This is a genomic window from Bacillus sp. EB106-08-02-XG196, from assembly GCF_013396335.1.
Classification (GTDB): Bacteria; Bacillota; Bacilli; order Bacillales; family Cytobacillaceae; genus Neobacillus.
In genome coordinates this window covers 259,301-279,916 of the sequence record NZ_JABWSY010000007.1, presented here as the reverse complement: position 1 = coordinate 279,916, position 20,616 = coordinate 259,301, and the positions used below count along the sequence as shown (strand labels likewise).

Annotated in this window: 8 protein-coding genes; all 8 read left to right on the top strand. The window is 39.4% G+C overall.

Going from position 1 to position 20,616, the window contains the following annotated elements:
- Nucleotides 1-71: 71 nt before the first annotated feature.
- The 8 genes from MLOOGBEN_RS13405 (at nt 72) to rhaB (ending at nt 20,614) form a co-directional block, all read left to right on the top strand.
- Entirely contained in the window at nt 72-2,939 is a 2,868-nt protein-coding gene (locus tag MLOOGBEN_RS13405) for a family 78 glycoside hydrolase catalytic domain (protein ID WP_179158756.1), read from the top strand.
- A gap of 16 nt (nt 2,940-2,955) precedes the next feature.
- A complete protein-coding gene (locus MLOOGBEN_RS13400; RefSeq protein WP_179158755.1) occupies nt 2,956-5,877 on the top strand; it encodes an alpha-L-rhamnosidase in 2,922 nt (973 codons plus the stop codon).
- 90 nt (nt 5,878-5,967) lie between these two features.
- Entirely contained in the window at nt 5,968-6,696 is a 729-nt protein-coding gene (locus MLOOGBEN_RS13395) for a response regulator transcription factor (RefSeq protein ID WP_179158754.1), read from the top strand.
- Nucleotides 6,697-6,930: 234 nt separating this feature from the next.
- Nucleotides 6,931-10,374: a glycoside hydrolase family 3 C-terminal domain-containing protein gene (locus MLOOGBEN_RS13390; RefSeq protein ID WP_179158753.1), complete on the top strand. Its 3,444-nt coding sequence runs from the start codon at nt 6,931-6,933 to the stop codon at nt 10,372-10,374.
- A gap of 199 nt (nt 10,375-10,573) precedes the next feature.
- Nucleotides 10,574-12,643 carry a bifunctional aldolase/short-chain dehydrogenase gene (locus MLOOGBEN_RS13385; protein ID WP_179158752.1) on the top strand — a complete coding sequence of 690 codons (2,070 nt, stop codon included), beginning with the start codon at nt 10,574-10,576 and terminating at the stop codon, nt 12,641-12,643.
- Nucleotides 12,644-13,205: 562 nt separating this feature from the next.
- Nucleotides 13,206-18,278 carry a rhamnogalacturonan lyase family protein gene (locus MLOOGBEN_RS29600; protein ID WP_179158751.1) on the top strand — a complete coding sequence of 1,691 codons (5,073 nt, stop codon included), beginning with the start codon at nt 13,206-13,208 and terminating at the stop codon, nt 18,276-18,278.
- A gap of 159 nt (nt 18,279-18,437) precedes the next feature.
- Entirely contained in the window at nt 18,438-19,046 is a 609-nt protein-coding gene (locus tag MLOOGBEN_RS13375; RefSeq protein WP_179158750.1) for a hypothetical protein, read from the top strand.
- 149 nt (nt 19,047-19,195) lie between these two features.
- Nucleotides 19,196-20,614, top strand: a complete 1,419-nt coding sequence (gene rhaB, locus MLOOGBEN_RS13370; protein ID WP_179158749.1) for a rhamnulokinase — start codon at nt 19,196-19,198, stop codon at nt 20,612-20,614.
- The last annotated feature ends 2 nt before the right edge of the window (nt 20,615-20,616 follow it).

Sequence of the window (20,616 nt, the reverse complement as noted above, 5' to 3'; positions counted from 1 at the left end):
CTAGATAAAAGAAAAGACCCGAAAATGGCAGTTATTCTGAAGTAATCGGGTCTTTACATTGGAGGAGTTTTATGGAATGGAAGGCAAAGTGGATTTGGGATAAAAGTGGTGAACATCCGAGAAATCAATGGTCCTGTTTCAGAAAAACATTTACCATTTCTTCGGAATATGAATCTGCAACATTATCTATATCGGCAGACACTAAGTATACGGTGTATGTTAACGGTGAACAAATAGGGGCGGGTCCAGTTCGCGGCTGGACAGATGAATGGTATTATGACCAATACGATTTAAGCGGGTTAAAAAAAGGAAAAAATGTGCTCTCAGTATTAGTCAATCATTATGGTATTGGAACGATGCATTATATTGAAGGACGCGGTGGATTAATCGCACAAATTGATTTTTATCAAGATGGTCAAGTGGTGGATCATTTGCTGACTGATGACCGTTGGAAGACGGCGGTTCACGATGGTTTTAAAAAGGAATCTGTGAAAATGTCAAATTGTTTATCATGGTCAGAAATCTATGATGCAGGACTGTTTTACACTGATTGGAATCAGTTGAATTTTGACGATTCAACTTGGAATCATGCTGAAATCATCGGGTTGTATGGGACTGATCCATGGAAAATACTAATCCCTAGAGATATACCTCATTTAACCAATGAACCCATTTTTCCTAAAAGTGTCTTAGCTTTAAAAGAGGTTAAACCCATTTCCCAGCATTATTCGATTGATTTAAAACCAACTTTTTTTCCCAGTGAAGTAGATAATAACTCAAGAAAAATCATGCAAGGATTTGTCGTTACAGAAATTCTTGCAAAGAATGCTATCGAAGGTGTTATGACCCTGACTTTTGATGCACACGCAGAGGCTAAATGGGAATTTAAACTGAACGGAGTTTCTTATAAAACTCAAAATGGAAAATATGAAAATGTAAGCCTAAAAAAAGGGGCTAATCTATTAATAATAGATGTAGGCGGGTCTTTTCACGAACCAACGATTCATCTAGCTTTTGATTTTCCTGAAAATATAGAGTTGAAGGCACCTTTTAGTCAAAGTGAATCAAGGTTTTTAGCGATTGGACCTTTTTACACCAAGACAGTGCTACAAATAGGTGAACCTGTTCAAAATCCCATTCCTTTAACGAGGGAATATTTACAAGGACAGCAGTTGTCATTGTTAAGCGAATTTGAAGCCTTTAAAAAATGGGCAAAAGTGATTCCAGACGACCATGTTTGTATAGATAACGTAAGTATACTTTCCATATTTAAAAAAGACATAAAGACTCATACTCTGGATTTTAAGCATCAGAATATGATTTTGCCTAATCACAGTTTTACCTCCGTAGAACCAATGGAGAAAGGGGACACAGAATATTTAATCGACTTCGGTAAGGAATACTTAGGATATATAGAGTTTGAAATAGAAGCATCGAAAGGGACGATTTTCGACTTCTTTTTATTTGAAAACCTCCATCAGGATGGAAGGATTGAGCATACCTTTTCACTGAACAATTCTTTACGATATGTTGCAAAGGATGGGCGACAGGTGTATCGGTCGTTTATTCCCAGAGGGTTCCGGTATCTACTATTAACAATTCGAAATTTTAACACACCATGTAAAATCCATAGAGTAAAAGTGGATGTAACCACATTTCCTACGGCAAATGTTGGTGCATTTAACAGTTCCGATTACCAGTTAAATCAAATATGGGAAATCTCTAAGCACACCGTTCGCATGTGTGCACAGGATACAATCATTGACTGTCCAGCTTATGAACAGGCACTTTGGACGGGTGACTCCTATAATATATCCCTCATGAATTACTATACATTTGGAAACTATGATTTAATTAGACGCTGCTTAAGACTAATCTCAAAATCTGTTTATCGCTCTCCTTTACCAGAATCACATGTACCTAGCGGGTGGCAGAATGTCTTAACTGGATGGTCGATTCTGTGGATGATGGCATGCAGAGAATATTATCGTTATTCAGGGGACTTAAAATTTATTCAAGAGGTTTACCCGGAACTAAAGCTGACGGTTCAACGTTTTCAACAATATATAAATGAGCAAGGGTTATTAGAAATCGATGCTTGGAACATGTTAGATTGGGCCCCAATGGATACGAACCATAATATTGTCACGCATCAAAATGCACTCCTAGTCGAAGCCTTAAGACAAACGTCATATTTAGCTTCGATTATCGGAGAAACTAAAGACCAAATTAACTTTCTCACTTTAGCAGAAAATCTAAAACTAGCAATCAACCTATACCTATGGGATGAGGATGAAAACGTTTTTGTTGATAGTATTCATGAGGACGGAATCAGGTCCAAAACTCACAGTATTCAAACAAACCTAATAGTTTACTTATCTGATTGCGCTGAGGGTCAACGCAGAAATTTGATAGAGGAGTATATAAAAAATCCGCCTGAAAACTTTGTGCAAATTAAAAGTCCCTTTGTTCTGTTTTTCTACTACCAAGCCTTAATGAATTTAGGGGAAAATGATAGGGTGCTAGATAACATTCGTGAGATTTATGGGTATATGCTGGAGCATGACTCGACAACCTGCTGGGAAGGCTGGGAGTTAATTGAGGGAGATTTCAGCCGAAGCCATTGTCATGCCTGGTCGGCAGCGCCAACTTATGTTTTTGGAGTCTTATTTTTAGGGGTAAAACCGGTAGAACCAGGATTCAAAAAAGTATCCATATCTCCGAATTTAAATGGATTAAAGTGGATTAAAGGGTCTGTGCCTATACCTCAAGGCAGGATTGATATTTACTGTAAAGATTCAGGAGAATACATTGATTTGCAAATTACGATTCCTGACGAAGTGGAAGTCCAAATTACCGCAGCAGATAACACAAAAATTCAAGTGAATGGTAAACCATTTTCTTTAGCTGCAAATCAGTTAGTCAATCTATCAAATTGAAAGGGGATTATTATGAATGGACAAATTATATGTGTCATCCCTTACTTGTGAATATCGTCAAAACTCACTCGGTATCGATATTCGTAAGCCGCGGATAAGCTGGCAAATACAATCAAACCGGCGTGGAACGATGCAACAGGCCTATCAATATCAAGTTTCACTTACTAAGGATCATTTTGATCAGCCACTTTGGGACACAGGCTATATGAAGTCGGAGCAATCGCTGCATATCCCATATGAAGGACCAGAACTAACGTCTCGAACAAGATATTACTACCGGGTAAAGGTTTGGGATAATTTTTGCAATGAGTCTGATTGGAGCAGTGTTTCTTGGTGGGAAACAGCATTTCTCGATGCTGGTGAGTGGAAAGCTGAATGGATTACACCAAATCCTCAGGAGCTTGCTCCTGAATCAGAACCTGCTTTTCTTTTACGTAAGGAATTTGAATTAAAAGCTGGAATTGAATCAGCACGGATATATGCCACAGGTGTTGGACTTTACGAGCTTCATTTAAATGGAGAACGAGTTGGTGATGAATTACTTGCACCTGGATGGACAAGTTACCATAATCGTTTACAGTATCAGACATATGAAGTAACAGCACAATTGCAAAGTAGTTCAAATGCAATCGGGGTTATATTAGCAAACGGCTGGTACAAGGGAAATCTTGCTTGGGAAGGCAAAAGGAATTTTTACGGTGATAAACGAGGGATTTTGCTTCAATTAAATGTCCGGTATTTCGATGGATCAGAGGAGATTATCGTATCGGATCCTACATGGATGGCTTCAACTGGTCCGATTTTGTTTTCAGAAATTTATCATGGGGAAACCTATGATGCTCGACTTGAACAAAAAGGCTGGAGTGAGCCTGGTTTTAATGAAACAACATGGAAGGGTGTCATTGTTCGTAGCAGACCATTGACAAATTTGGTAGCACAGGAAAACAATCCTGTCAGAGTAACCGAAACTCTGCCTCCCAACTGTGCTTTTATTGCACCTAATGGAGATTCTGTCATCGATATGGGTCAAAACATGGTAGGAAGGCTTCGATTTAAGGTACAGTCACCTGCGGGTACAAAAATTGTATTGAAGCATGCCGAGGTACTTGATAGAAACGGAAATATATACTTTGGCAATCTTCGTAGTGCAAGGCAGACAATTGAATATATTACCAAAGGCGAGGGTGTGGAGGAATACGCACCTGCCTTCACCTTCCAAGGCTTCCGCTATGTAAAGGTCGAGGGCTATCCGCTTCAAGACGGCATGTTGCCAGTTGCAAATTTCGTTGGAGAGGTTATTCATACGGATATGGAGCAAACTGGTATGTTTGAAACATCGAACCCACAAGTGAATCAGCTCCAACAAAATATTGATTGGGGGCAAAGGGGGAATTTTGTAGACGTCCCAACCGATTGCCCACAGCGTGATGAACGTTTAGGATGGACAGGGGATGCACAAGTGTTTATCCGAACTGCACTGTTTAATTATCAAGGAGGACCGTTTTTCACAAAATGGTTACGAGACTTAAAGGCCGATCAATTTGAGGACGGCGGTGTGCCCTTTGTTATACCGGATGTACTGCAGGATAGTGAATCTTCTTCCACAGCATGGGGGGACGCGGCTGTAATTTGCCCATGGACTGTTTATCTCGTAAACGGTGATAAACGTTTTTTAGCTGAACAATATGAAAGTATGAAAAAATGGGTAAAATTTATCCGTCTGCAGGGAGATAACGAATACCTTTGGAATACGGGCTTTCAGCTTGGGGATTGGCTGGGCTTGGATGCGAAGGAGAACAGCTATATTGGCGCAACGGCAAGAGACTTCATTGCTACTGCTTTCTATGCGTACTCTGCTAGACTTGTTCGGGATGCAGCTGTTGTTTTAGGAAAATCAGAGGATGTACGTCATTATAGTGAATTATTAAGTGGAATCATTCACCATTTTAATCAGGAATTTATCACCCCGACTGGTAGGTTAACCTCACAAACCCAGACGGCTTATGTTCTTGCCCTAGCATTCGATTTGATAGATGGAAAAGTTAGAGAACGTGCTGCATTTGAATTAAATGAGCTGGTCTTAGAAAATGATTACCATCTCACAACCGGATTTGTCGGGACACCATATTTGTGCTTTGCTTTATCAAATAATGGTTACCATGAAACAGCCGTTAAATTATTATTACAAGACACCTACCCATCCTGGCTGTATTCGATTTCTAAAGGGGCGACAACCATTTGGGAGCATTGGGACAGCATTAAACCGGACGGCAGCTTTTGGAGTGATGATATGAATTCCTTTAATCATTATGCTTACGGAGCCATTGGGGATTGGATGTATCGCGTAGTTGCGGGGCTTGATATGGATGAAAGTGAGCCGGCGTATAAACGAATTCGAATTCAGCCTAGGTTGGGCGGAGCTGAACTAACGCATGTCAAGGCTACCTATAACTCTATGTATGGAAAAATAGTTTCTGCATGGAAGATCACGGAAGATGAGGTTCGAATCGAGGTTGAAATACCTGTTAATACAACGGCTGAAATTATTCTGCCTAATGCGGTGTTAACAGATGTACTTGAAGGAGGCTTACCACTAACGGTTTCAGAAGGCATTCTATTCCAAATTAATGCTGGTGATGGAGTTCGCTTAAAGGCAGGTTCAGGCGTATATCGTTTTATTTATCCCAATAGTAAAGGATTATCTAAAGTCTATACGAACGAAACAAGACTTATTGAACTTTTGAACGATGAATCTGCAAAAAGGATACTGGAAAAATATGCACCAGGCATTACAAAACCAAACCCAACTGCCAATTTAAAAATGAAAACCCTAAACCAATTAGCTGCTCCTGGAAAAGCAAAGATTCCGCAGGAAAAACTAGTAGATTTGAATCGAGAACTAAATCAAACTGCATCAACGCAATTTAGTTTTGGGTGATAAGTATATAAATCCAACATCCCATTCTTTTTGCTTAGAAAATGCTTCTCCTATATTTATGACAGACCAAGTTGTATGGGGGTGATATAAATGTTGAAGGCCGTTATTTTTGATGACGAATTCATTGTCATTGAAGGGTTAAAAAGAGTTATTAACTGGACCGAAAAAGGGATTGAAATAATTGGAACGGCAACTGATGGAATTAGTGGACTATCATTATTCTATTCTGAGAAACCAGATATCATCTTTACTGATATTCGAATGCCAGGGATCAATGGATTGAAATTAATTGAAGAGGTCATGGATACCGCCCCTGATACAATTTGTGTTGTCATGAGCGGGCACAGAGAATTCGAATATGTAAAACAGGCATTGAAAATAGGGGTTGCAGATTACCTTGTAAAACCTATAACCATTCAAATGATCGAGGAAACAATTGATAAAATTAAGAAGAAAAAGTTAAAGGAACAGTCACATTTTTCGTTTCCTTTAAATCATAAACATGAGGCCATTGAAAAGGCCTGTAAGTATATTTATGAAAATTATAATAAAGAAATATCGCTCCAAGAAGTCGCTGATTTTACAGGATTGAACCCTAATTATTTCAGTATTTTATTTAAGGATCAAATGGGTAAGACATATATAAAATACTTAACTGAGCTAAGAATGGAAAAAGCCAAACTTATGCTTCAAGAAGGTCAAAAAGTAATAAAGGTTAGTGAAAAGGTAGGCTACCATACGTATCGCCATTTTTCCGATATCTTTAAAAAATATGTCGGCGTTTCACCGGGGCAATATAAAAAAGTAGAAAATAACTAGGGGGTATTCCTTTTGGAATATCCTTTTCTATTGGTTCTCAAGAAAAATTCGAATCTAGCTGAAAAAAACGGACATTTTTCTGATAAATAGGACAATTATGAAAATTGGTAAAAGCCATTAGAATTAAGGTAATAACTCTTATATAAAAGGAGAGTGGAAGAAAAATAGGGGGTGCATGGTTCACTAGAATATTTGAAAGCGTTTTAATAATCTAAAGATAGGGAAGTGAAGGCAATGAAAATATCCCACCTGAAGGTGATGGGAAAAAAGGCATTATCTATAGCTCTAGTAACGACGCTTACTGCCGGTTTGGTTGGTTTCAGTGCACCAGCTAAAAAAGCACAAGAAACCCTCTTCTTTAAAAAACAGGTCGGAGGTGTATTTGACGGGATGCCCCTGTTTGATGGTGTACCTGAACATCTTGACGAATATGTGGATGCTTATTTTGATTATACGGGGTTAGAGGGACCAGCTGTGTATGCAACGGGTTCAAGGAATCACTACACACTTCAGCGTGGTCCGAATGCTGGGAAAAAAATTCCAGGTGCACTTTCAGCAGCAGACAATGTACAGGGGATATCTACTGATTTCCCTGCGTTAGTCGGAATGGGACAAACCTGGAACAAAGAGCTACTTTCAGATATCGGAAAAGTAATGGGAAGTGAAAAAATTAGTACCTTAAAAGTAAAGCAAGGGGAGTCAAACATTCACGGCGGGCAAAATGCTTCTCCAACTGTGGCGTTTACTGTTGTGAGTGACATGCGAATTAATCCGCTGAGTGGAAGATTTGACGAAGGATTCTCTGAAGATGCATATATGGCTGCAGAGATGATTGATGGGATGGCAGCTGGATTAAGTGGAACCGATCAAGAAAAGAGTGAAAATGGATTCTGGATGCGTGCGGCTGTCGGAACAAAGCATTTTTCCGTGTATAATGCTCAGTGGTTCCGTCAATCAGCAAGTAACAGCGCAGGGGCACGGTCAATTTTCGAATATCAAACGAAAAGTCCTTTGAAAGCGCTTAGTTCAGGTTCCGTTGCAGGGGTAATGACCTCATTCGGTCGAACCAATGGAATTCCAAACATTATTTCCCCATACCAAATTCATGCCAATAACCATTCTAAGTATGGAGTTTATAGTTCTCCAGACTTTAATGGTGACCAGCTGGTTTTCCAATCACAAGGAAATGGGTATGATGCGACATATGCAACAGATAGAACGAACGCTACAATTTTAATGATTTTAGCAGACGCAAATGCTGGACGTCCTGGACCAAATCCTGCGAACGCATTAGCAGATGTCGCTGCTGTAGTTGATGCAGTTGAGCAAGGCAAGTACGGTATGACAAAGGAAGACCTGATTGATGCTGCACGGCCGCATGTTAACCAAATGGTCCGTGTTGGTATTTTTAACGAAGTGGATGAAAACGGCATTCCGAAGAATTATCCATTCGCACAGGAAGCTAAAGATGTGAGAACTGAAGCAGCTACGTTTAATGATACTGAACATCAGGAAGTAGCTATGCAGGCTGCTCAAGAGAGTATCGTACTTCTTAAGAATGATGGAATACTGCCTCTTGAGAAAAATAAGAAAGCTTCTGTCTCTGGCGTATATGCAGATTCAAGATTTAAAACAACCTACTCTGTGGGTACAACTCCAAAAATTGAGAATTCTGGAATCTCACCATTATCTGCAATTATTAAAGCCAATGGAGCAAGTAACGTATCGTATGACCCAGCGGTTAAAATTGTTGCATTTAAATCAAAATTGAACGGAGAAACAGTCACGGCAGATGAGAATGCTGCGGATGTTACAAAAGGTTCTCAGCTTGTGACAACGTCTGAACCTTTAGATGTAAATAACCCAGCCCACTTATTCGAAGTGTACAATTGGGGACAAGAGGGATACAGCCTTCGTTCAGTAAAGAACTTAAAATGGATAACATCTCCTACGCAAGCGAATGCTGCAGTAGAAAATACAAATCCTACTCCATTAAACTTAACCAGCAACGACTGGGATTTAGCACAGATGGTTGGTCAAACAAGTGCAATCCCGCCAACTATTCGCGTAGAGAACAATGAAGATCAGTCCGTTTCTCTTATCTCAAGCGGTTTCCGGACTGGATTTTCAGGTGATTTTACAAATTGGTATTATTCAAATGGCCGCTTTGTTACAACTAGTTCAGATGGAAAACTGAAGACTGCTGCAAATACTCTAGGTACTGCCGAAAATGCAGCTAATCGAAAAGATGATGTGAAATTTGAACAAACAGTAGTAAAAGAAGTAGGCGCTGAAGCAGTTACGCGTGCGGAAACAGACGATTATGCAGTTGTTTTCGTTGGTGCTATTCCTCGCCATAGTGCAGGAGAAGGTAATGACCGTTCTGACTTGAATATGAGTGAAGCTGATTACGAATTGGTAGAAAAAGTGTCAGCTGCATTTGCTGCAAAAGGGAAAAAGACGGTTGTAGTCGCTAAAACAAGCTTCCCTGTTGGCATGGAGAGAATTCAAAACAATCCAAATGTATCGGCAATTGTCTACCAGCCATATGGCGGTCAATATGATGCCCAAGCCTTGGCGCAGGTTCTTTATGGTGATTATGCTCCAACAGGCCGATTATCCTCAACATGGTATGCAGATATGTCTGCATTCCCTGAGATTAATAAATACGTAATTCCGGAAGGGAATGCCTTAACACTGAAAGATGTTGACCCTCGTTTTACGGTTGATATGACAAATGCAGATCCAATTGAGTCAAAGCTGACTTATATGTATACGCATGCCCCGGTCACCTATCCATTCGGTTATGGCCTTTCTTACAGCAGTTTTGAATACAGCGATTTCAAAGCACCAAAAAGTGCGAATGGAAAATCTGCTTTCGAGGTTTCTGTAAAGGTTAAAAATAATGGAAGAGTCAACACCTCTGAAGTTGTTCAGCTCTATGCGAAAAACAACAAATCAACGTACGGTGAGTATGCACCTCAAAAGCAGCTTGTAGCTTTCGAAAAAGTAACGCTTGCCGCAGGTGATACAAAAACAGTAAAACTTATTGTTGATTCGAAAGATGTAGCAATCTGGGATGTAAATAAAGGTGACTTTATTGTTGAGGATGGTACGTACACACTTATGGTCGGAGATTCTTCACAAGACATCAAGGCAGAGAAAAACATCGCAATATCTGGGGACTCGGTTGCAGCGCTTCTAACCAATATGCCTTTTAACGTTTTCGACCATGCCTTTGCTTCCAATGAAGTTGTTTATCATGAAGTATCTAAGGGTAGAACAGCAGAAAATTTAAAGGCAGAGAATGTGGTTGCCGGGTATTATGCCGTTCGTTCGAAAGGAAATGGTTCTTGGGTAGCACTGCCTAAGGTAGTATTAACAGGCTCAACGAAAGTAACAGCATCCGTTGCTGCAGATACTGCTGGAGGCAAAATAACCTTGCATGCTGGCTCTGTAACTAGCGAACCGTTTGCCGAAATCAATGTACCAAAGACAGAGAAGAAGACATACGACATTGAAAATGCAGGTATCACAGTGAACGAACTAGGTTATATGGATGTAACAGTAGAATTAGGTGAAAATGCACCAAAAGGACAGGATACCATCTATGTAGTCTTCCATGAACCAGACCTTAGAATTGATAGTCTATCGTTTGGGGCAGGGAAGAAAAGATAAAAAAAACCAAATGAAACCCAAAAAGGGTGTGGTTCCTCATACGGAATCACACCCTTTATTGTGGCCAATTGGTACGTAATCAAAAATAACCAAACGAAAAACAAATATAAACAAATATTAAATTATGTGTTCAAAAATAAACAAAAGTGTATTATAATAAGTTACAGAAGTTAACAAACATACAAACGGGGGATTTCGGATGGTAAAAAATTATTGGGATAGTGAAAAGGCTGCACAAGTATCTAAAGGGGTAGAAGAATTAGTGTATCGTTCCAACTTGATTGGTTCAGATCGTCCCGTATGTAACTGGGGTGGCGGCAACACTTCTATGAAAACAACGGAAAAAGATTTCCGTGGACGTGATATTGAGGTTATGTGGGTAAAGGGAAGCGGATCGGATTTAGCAACAATGAAAGCTCACAACTTTACAGGACTAAATTTAGAAGATATTCGCCCATTATTTGAACGTGAAGAAATGACAGATGAAGATATGGTTGCTTACCTTACGCATTGTATGATTGACAGCAAGCACCCAAGAGCTTCTATCGAAACCTTATTACATGCGTTCTTACCATTTAAGCATGTTGACCACACGCATCCAGATGCAATTATCAGCCTTTGCTGTGCGGATAACGGTAAACAGCTTGCTGAAGAGATTTTTGGAAACCGTTTTGTTTGGGTGCCATATGTACGCCCTGGCTTTACCCTTTCAAAAATGATTGCAGAAGGCGTAAGAAACAATCCAAATGCAGAATTAGTATTAATGGAAAAACATGGACTTGTAACGTGGGGAGAAACCTCAGAAGAGTCTTATGCAAAAACAATTGAAATCATCAATGAAGCAGAACAATATTTTAATGACAGAGTAAACGAAGAAACTGCTTTTGGCGGACAGAAATATCAATCTCTTTCAGATTTAGAAGCTGCTAGTATTCTAGCAAAAGTAATGCCAATTATCCGTGGTGCTGTAAGTGAAGAAAAGAAAATGCTTTTAACCTTTGACCGTGGAGAAGATGTCCTGCAATTTGTAAATAGCTATGCAGCACCTGAGCTATCGCAAATTGGAGCAGCATGCCCAGACCACTTAGTTCATACAAAGATGGTTCCACTCTATATCAATTGGGATCCACAAACCAAAGATGTGGAAAGCTTAATTGCTAGTGTAAAAGAAGGTATTGAAGGCTTCAAAGAAGGCTACAAGGCTTACTTTGAACGTAATAAAAATGAAGGCGACAAAATGTTTGAACCAGCTCCACGTGTTATTTTAATTCCTGGAGTAGGTATGGTGAATTCAGGTAAGGATGTAAATAATTCAAGAGTAAGTGGTGCTTTATACCACCGTGCGATTGCGGTTATGAAAGGTTCTACAACTCTAGGAAACTTTGTTTCTTTAAGTGAAAACGAATCTTATAATGTGGAATACTGGCCATTAGAACTATATAAATTAACTCTTGCACCAGCTGAAGCAGAATTTACTAGAAAAGTAGCTTTTATCACTGGTGGTGCAGGCGGTATTGGCAGTGCAACAGCTCGACGTATCGTATCTGAAGGCGCACATGTTGTGTTGGCAGATTTAAATCTTGAAGGTGCAGAAAAAGTAGCAGCAGAAATTAACGAGCAATACGGTCCTAATCGTGCCCTTGCTGTTAAGATGGATGTTACTAGCGAAGAGCAAGTACAAGCTGCTTTCGATCAAACAGCTCTTACTTTTGGCGGTGTAGACATTATCGTTAACAATGCAGGTCTTGCTACCTCTAGTCCATTCGACGAAACTTCTCTAAAAGAGTGGAACTTAAACATGAATGTGTTAGGAACAGGTTATTTCTTAGTAGCCCGTGAAGCCTTTAAGCAAATGAAGCAGCAGGGAATAGGCGGTAACATGGTATTTATCGGTTCGAAAAACTCTGTATACGCTGGAAAAAATGCCGCAGCTTACAGCTCTGTGAAAGCAATGGAAACACACTTAGCAAGATGTATTGCTGCTGAAGGCGGAGAATTCGGTATTCGTGTAAACTCTGTTCTTCCAGATGCGGTTCTTCAAGGTTCTGCCATTTGGGGATCAAACTGGCGTGAAGAACGTGCAGCAGCATATGGAATCGACCCGGACCAATTAGAAGAACACTACCGTAAGCGCACGACATTACTAGTCAATATATACCCATCAGATATTGCTGAATCGATTGCATTCTTTGCTTCTTCAAAATCTGAAAAAACAACAGGTTGTATGCTAACCGTAGACGGCGGTGTACCAGCCGCGTTTACTAGATAATATAATCCAAAATCAAAACTCTCTATCAACAGGTAGAGAGTCTTTTCAATACCTGCTATGTTTTTCAAGCACTCAATAAGTAGTAGGTAAAAATACACATTTTTTGCCCAGCACTGAATTTTAAACATTATTGACTGATTTCTATCTAACTAAAAGGTAGTAAATCCAGCTATTATACAAGTGAAAACGTTACCAAATTAGTAGAAGAGGAGATGATTTTCAGGAGTAAACCAAATGAGTATTTAATTGAAAGGCTGTGTTATGATTCATTGTTGATTTTCGTGTAGGGTTGATCATTCATAGACGGACAATTTCCGGCTAATGTAGAAAAGGAACCTTAAGAAGCCGATATAAGCGGAAATATTCCGGTTAACTGCTTTAAATAAGACAAAATCTAATGATTTTGGATACCTTAAGCGGAAAAACTCCGCTTATTATGAAGGAAATATGGGAATTTCCCAATTTAAACGGAATTTCTCCGCTTATTTTCCAAACACAGTAAAATCAACATTCAGCTTTAACACAGCCAATTGAAAAAAAGAGTTAGCGGGGAGGAAGTTTTTTGAAGATTAAAAGAAAAAAACAGAGCAAGTTTTTTGCAGTTATTCTAAGTCTATTGTTAATTTTAACCTCTTTACCTGCAGTGCCAATTCAAGCAGAGGAGGCAGAACCATTACTATTAAAAAAGTTTGACTTTGGAACACCCACAAGTTCCGTAATGGACGGCTATACTAAAGTTTCTTCAGACACAGCTTATTCGGCAGAAACAGGCTACGGTTTCGCTGATATCTCCAAGGTAACCTCAACAGATCGTGCAACATCAGACCCCTTGAAATCAGATTTTATTTCGACAACTGAGACCTCCTTTAAAGTGGATCTGCCAAATGGCGATTATTCGGTAACTGTCTTAGCAGGTGACGAGGCAGAAGCAACTGAAGTGGGCATTAAGGCAGAAAATATTCAAAAAGTTCAAAATGCCTCGATATTAAAAGGTAATTATATTGAACGTGAGTTTGAGATTTCACTAATTGATGAACAATTAAATTTTGAATTTACCGGTGCTGCTTCAAAAGTAAACGGGATAATGATTGAGAAACTTCCAAATAGAACTGCTGGAGAACTGCCAACGGTTTATATTGCAGGGGATTCAACGGTCCAGACCTATGATGAATATTGGAGACCTGAAGCCGGATGGGGTCAAATGATTCCTCGCTTTTTCAGCTCAGATGTACTCTTTAAAAACCATGCTATTGGCGGGAGAAGTACAAAGACGTTTATTAATGAAGGACGTTTGGATAACATCCTAAGAGAAATCAAACCAAATGACTTCTTTTTAATTCAGTTTGGTCATAATGATGCAACGATCAGTGTTCCTGAACGTTATGCATCTGTACCAGATTACAAAAATTACCTAAAAACCTATATAAACGGTGCACGTCAACGTGGAGCGATTCCAATTCTGGTAACCCCGGTTGGCAGACGTGATTTTAATCCAACTACTGGAAAGTTTAATGTCAGCTTCCCAGAGTATGTTCAGGGCATGAAGGAAGTAGCAGCAGAAATGGATGTCGAAGTTGTCGATTTAAGTTCACGCAGTGTTGCTTATTACGATACCATTGGGCCTGAAGGTAGTCTTTCAGTATTTTTACATACAGACCCAGGTGTTTATGGTGCATTCCCTAATGGATCCCAAGATAATACTCACTTTCAAGAATATGGAGCCATTCAGCTTGCAAGGTTGGTTTCAGATGAAATAAAAAATCTGAATATTCCGCTTTCTCAGTATGTTACGGGTATAGACCCACCGGACAATCTGCCTGCTAAACCAGCCAATGTGACTGCAAGCAGTGTAAGTAATGCGGGTGCCCTAATTACATGGAAAGAGGTAGACGGAGCAGATATCTACAAGGTATATCGAAAGCTTTCAATAGATAGTGATTATAAATTAGTTGGTACCTCCACCCTGCCTAGACTGAATGTAACGGGGATGGAAGAAGGTCTAGCATACGATGTTGTTGTTTCTGCTTTAAATGGAAAGGGTGAATCCGAATATTCGGATGCAATACAGTTTACAACGAAGAAAGCAACCCTAAAATTCGACTTCGGTTTAGCCGGGAGTCCAATAGCCGAAGGTTACACAGGAGTCAATCTCTCTACCATATATACTGCTGAACGAGGTTATGGAATTGTTGATTCAACTGGTATGATTGGCCGAGACCGCAGTACAGGTGGAGACGTTATTCGTGACTGGCTGGGTTATTTTAACGTCGGATGGAAATTTAAGGTTGATGTGCCAAACGGTCTTTATGCGCTAAAAGTCTATGTTGGCGATATGACTGGAAGTGCAAGAACAACTTTGGCAGTAGAAGGTCAGGATTATGGGCAAATTTCTGCCTCTAGAAATAACTTTACAACCAAAGTTGTTTCTCAAGTTTCTGTTAAAGATGGTCAAATGAATTTTAGTTTCGGTGGTTCAACAGGAATTGTTAATGGTGTAGAAATCACCCCAATTTTAATCGCTCCGTCCGAACTTATAGTGGATGAGAAATCATTAGAAGCTGAAAATCCATTTGTCATTCTATCATGGAAAGCCGTTGAGGATGCGGTAAAATATAATATTTACCGGAAAGTGGTCGGGACTAGGGACTTTACAGTGGTCGGCAGCTCCACTACAACATCCTTTACTGATAAGACTGTGGATGTAGGAATGGAATATGAGTATGTTGCTACGACCATAGATAATGCCGATGTTGAAACAGATCCCTCACTTCCGCTAAAAGTGGTAATGGTTGATCCATCACAGCCAGTTCCTGATGCACCAGATAACCTACAGGTTGGTGATGTAAATAAGAGTGACCTTACAATTAGCTGGGATCAGGTAGAGGGTGCAATTACGTATAATGTGTACCGTACGAGGAAGGTGAATGGAACATACGAATTTATCGGTAAAACCAAAAAAAATTCTTATAAAGACGAGACCGTATTAACAACGATTCCTTACTTTTATAAGGTTGCTGCTGTTAATGCAGGTGGTATTTCCGAACTCTCTGAAGTCCTAGAGACTCCTGCAGTAACGAAATTAAAAAGACAAATGGAAGACTTGAAGCGTGCTCCAGTTGCGATGAAAACTGAAGAAGGTGTTTTTGTCAGCTGGAGAATGCTCGGAACAGATTCTGAAAGTATTAGCTTTAACGTTTACCGTGATGGTGACAAGATTAATTCTGAACCAATTACAACTAGCACTAATTATGTTGATAAAGATGGAAAAGCTGAATCAACCTATGAAGTTCGTGCAGTAATGGATGGTAAAGAAAGAAAATCGAAGGATACAACGAAGGTATTGAATCAAAATTATTTGGATATTCCTCTTCAAAAACCAGCGGACGGGGTGACACCACTTGGCGATCCATATTCATACCGGGCAAATGATGTAAGTATCGGTGACTTAGATGCTGATGGAGAATATGAATTGGTGTTAAAGTGGGATCCAACCAATTCAAAGGATAACTCGCAAGCAGGCTATACAGGAAATGTATATGTAGATGCCTATGAAATGGATGGTACCTTAAAGTGGCGCATTGATTTAGGTAAAAATATCCGTGCAGGTGCCCACTACTCACCATTCCTCGTTTATGATTTTGATGGGGATGGCAGATCAGAGATTATTTTCAAAACGGCAGATGGAACGAAAGACGGACTGGGAACTATAATCGGCCGAGCAGATGCTGACCATCGTAACAGTACAGGTTATGTTCTGCAGGGTGCAGAGTACTTGACGGTATTCGATGGAGAGTCTGGAAAAGCACTAGATACTACGGATTATGAACCAGCTCGTGGTGACGTAGGTGCCTGGGGTGATACCTATGGAAATCGTGTAGATCGTTTCCTTGCAGCTGTTGCATATTTAGATGGCGAAACTCCTAGCATTGTTATGGCACGTGGGTATTATACAAGAAGTGTGCTTGCTGCTTACAATTTTAAAGATGGAAAACTAACAAAACAGTGGGTTTTCGATTCAAATGATGAAGAGCATCGAGACTATGCAGGTCAGGGATATCATAACGTAAGTGTAGCTGATGTCGATAAGGACGGTAAAGATGAAATCGTTTACGGTCAAGCAGTAATAGATGATGATGGCAAAGGTTTATATACAACTGGTTTAGGTCATGGAGATGCGCAGCATGTGAGTGATCTTGATCCAACTAGACCAGGTCTTGAGGTATTTGCTGTACAAGAGCATAAAGAAGGGCCATATGGATATGACATGCGCGATGCGGAAACGGGTGATATCCTATGGGGTGTGAAAACGGGACAGGATACGGGCCGCGGAGTGTCTGCTGACGTTGACCCAAGGTATGAGGGGGCAGAAGCATGGGCAATCTCAGGTGCTTGGAACAGTAAGGAAGGCGGAATTCATACAGCAAAAGGTAAAAAAATTTCCGACAACATTCCTTCCAGCAATTTTGCGATTTGGTGGGACGGAGACTTATCCCGCGAACTAGTTGACCATAAGTGGGATGAGGATACAGCGACAGGTGTAGGAACGATCGACAAATGGGATTATGAAAATAGTAAGCTAGTAAATATCCTAACCGCTGATGGAACACAATCTAATAACGGAACAAAAGGAAATCCTGTCCTACAAGCTGATTTGTTTGGTGACTGGAGAGAAGAGATTATCTGGAGAACGGATGATAGCAGTTCCCTAAGGGTGTACATGACAACTGAAGAAACAGATAATCGAATTTACACCCTAATGCATGACCCTCAGTATCGATTATCGATTGCCTGGCAAAACGTCGGTTATAACCAGCCGCCGAATACTAGCTTTTTCCTTGGAACAGGCATGTCAAAGCCACCGGTACCAAGTATTGATGTAGTGGAAATACCGGATGTGAATGCGCCGGAAACAGAATATGAGGTAATAGGGACAGAAAAGGCAGGCTGGTATAATAGTACAGTAACAGTAAATTTAACTGGATATGACTATCAATCTGGCATTAAAACAACCTATTATTCATTAAATGGTTCTGCTGACCAAGAAGGCAGAACAGTTACCATTACAGAAGATGGCAAACATGTTCTAGAATATTGGAGTATCGACCAGAGTGGTAACATCGAACCGAAGAAAATATTTAAGATTAACATTGATAAAACTGCTCCAGAAATTACTTTCTCGGTTGAGGATGGAACAGTATTCAACGTGGACCAACCTGTTACTATTACTTGTCAGGCAGCAGATGATTTATCGGGAGTTGCCTCCTCAACTTGTGAGGATGTTTCGGTACCAGCTTATGAGCTTGGATTAGGAAACCATACCTTCAATGCAGAGGCAGTAGACATTGCTGGGAATAAATCGACCAAATCCGTTACGATTAATGTCGTTGTTGATTTTGATAGTCTTGGAAAACTTACACAGTTGTTCCTAACTGAATCAAAGGGCAATAGTAGCATCTTGGAGGCATTAAATGCTAAACTGGAAGCAGCTAAAGCTTCTGAGGAAAAAGGCAATAAGGATGCAAGAGATGGACAGCTAAATGCTTATATCAACCAATTGAAAGCAAAAACAAATAAAGACTTCACAGAGAATCAAGTGCAAATGCTAATCAAATTTGCTGAAGTTTTGAAAAAATAATAGTAAACAGGGCCCAAAGTGTTGTTATCCTATGGGCCCTGTATTGGATTACTGTTTTTTTGAAGCAGCTACCAGTGGTATTATAAGTTTTTTTATACTAAAATTATATTTAACTATCATTTGAAAGCGACAATCCGTCATGGAAGGGAGAAACAACTATTGAAGCAAAACATCAAAGCAATCCTTGCACCCATGAGTCAAAAAGAAAAAATGGCATATATCTGGGACTATTACAAGTTTCATATCATAGGAACAATTGCTGCAATCATCTTATTAATTTCATTTATTAGTAGTATCGGTGAGAAAAAAGAAGTTGCCTTAAATATGACCATTATTGGACAAGGGGTAAATACAGAAGGTGTGGTTCAATTACAAGAACAATTAACAAATGAGTTAGTAATTGACAAAGCAGATGAAGAAGTTTATATCGAAACTTTATCCTATGATAAATCAAGCCCAGACCCGGCTTCCCAAGCAGGGCTGCAAAAAATGACCGCACAAATTACTACAGGATCTATTGATTTGCTGATTGTTGATAAAGAACTTTTTGAGGAAATATCATCCCAGCAAAATTCATTGTTAGCACTAAATGATTTTAAGGGAATCAATAAAGTATTAACTTCTAATGAAGAAGTTTATGGAATTAGCACCTCGGACATTAATTTTTTGACTCCATTAAAGTTGGATGAAAATAAGGTATTATGCGTCCCTAGTAATACAAAAAATTTGAAGCAAATCAATGAGTTTTTTTCACTCATAACTGAATAAATGAAGGAAGGAGATTATTTCAATTCGAAAGATCTCCTTTTTTTGTGCAAATAAGGACAATATATTAGTCGAATCACGTTATAGGAAAAACATATTTTTCTAGTAAAATAAAGATATCAGTAAGCGTTTCCAATGGAAAGGTGATGTTAATGCCAAAATACAGTATAGCCGTCGACATCGGTGCATCAAGTGGAAGACTTATATTGGGATATCTTGAAGATGGTCTATTAAAACTAGATGAAATTCATCGCTTTGAAAATAAAATCGTGAAAAAAGGGGATTCCTTTTGCTGGGAAGAGGTTAAACTTTTTCAAGAAATCAAAAATGGACTGAAAAGGTGTAAGGAAATGGGCATAAAGCCTGACAGCATTGGAATTGATACATGGGCCGTTGACTTTTTGTTATTAGATGAAAAAGATCAGCCACTAACCGATGCAGTTTCATATCGTGACCCTCGCACAGACGGGATTATGGAAGAGGTTTTTGAGCTTTTTTCAAAAGAAAGACTTTACCTCGAAACAGGCATTCAGTTTCAAAAGTTTAATACAATCTATCAATTATTTTCTATCAAAAAAAATAATCCTGAGATTCTACAAAAAGCAAAATCATTTTTGATGATTCCGGATTATTTCAATTATTTACTTACTGGTAAAAAGGCAAATGAATACACCAATGCCACCTCTACACAGCTGGTAAATGCCTTCACGAAACACTGGGATGGGCAGTTATTAGATATTCTCGGGATTAATAAAGAAATGTTTCAAGAAATCAAAACTCCAAAAACGATTCTTGGGTCACTTTCAAAGGAACTTGTTACAGAGCTTGGTTTTGACCTTCAAGTTATTCTTCCAGCAACACATGATACAGGCTCAGCGGTTATTGCGGTTCCAGAAGAAGATGAATCGATTTATATCAGTTCTGGAACATGGTCACTCATTGGAGTGGAAAACTATTTTCCAATCTGTGTAACCAAGGCATTGGATTACAATTTTACCAATGAAGGCGGAATCGATTACCAATACCGCTTCTTGAAAAATATCATGGGTCTTTGGATGATCCAAGAAGTGAAGCGAAAATACAATGATGAATATTCCTTTGCACAGCTTGTGGATTTAGCAAGAGAAGCAGGGGATTATAAGGCGATAGTAAATGTAAACGATGACCGTTTCCTAAAGCCGGATAATATGATTGAAGCAATCATGAACTATTGCATTGAAACACAACAGCACGTACCAAGTACTCCTGGTGAAGTGGCAAAATGTGTGTTTGATAGTTTAGCAGTAAGCTACCAAGAAGCTGTTACGGAAATTGAAGAAATTTTCGAAAAGAAGTTTACAAAGATAAATGTCATTGGCGGCGGCTGTCAAAATGAAATGCTTAACCAGCTGATTGCCGATGTCACCAATAAAGAAGTCTATGCAGGACCAGTTGAAGCAACAGCGATTGGCAACATAGCAGCACAATTAATGGCTCTTGGAGAAATCAATGGTATAAACGAAGCACGTTCGATTATTAAAGCGTCATTTGAAGTAAAAAAATATCTACCTGCTCATCAGGTAATCAGCTAATT

Bases quoted from the DNA above. Each gene is read 5' to 3' on its own strand.
- MLOOGBEN_RS13405 (WP_179158756.1), top strand. From the start codon at position 72: ATGGAATGGAAGGCAAAGTGGATTTGGGATAAAAGTGGTGAACATCCG.
- MLOOGBEN_RS13400 (WP_179158755.1), top strand. From the start codon at position 2,956: ATGGACAAATTATATGTGTCATCCCTTACTTGTGAATATCGTCAAAAC.
- MLOOGBEN_RS13395 (WP_179158754.1), top strand. From the start codon at position 5,968: ATGTTGAAGGCCGTTATTTTTGATGACGAATTCATTGTCATTGAAGGG.
- MLOOGBEN_RS13390 (WP_179158753.1), top strand. From the start codon at position 6,931: ATGAAAATATCCCACCTGAAGGTGATGGGAAAAAAGGCATTATCTATA.
- MLOOGBEN_RS13385 (WP_179158752.1), top strand. From the start codon at position 10,574: ATGGTAAAAAATTATTGGGATAGTGAAAAGGCTGCACAAGTATCTAAA.
- rhaB (WP_179158749.1), top strand. From the start codon at position 19,196: ATGCCAAAATACAGTATAGCCGTCGACATCGGTGCATCAAGTGGAAGA.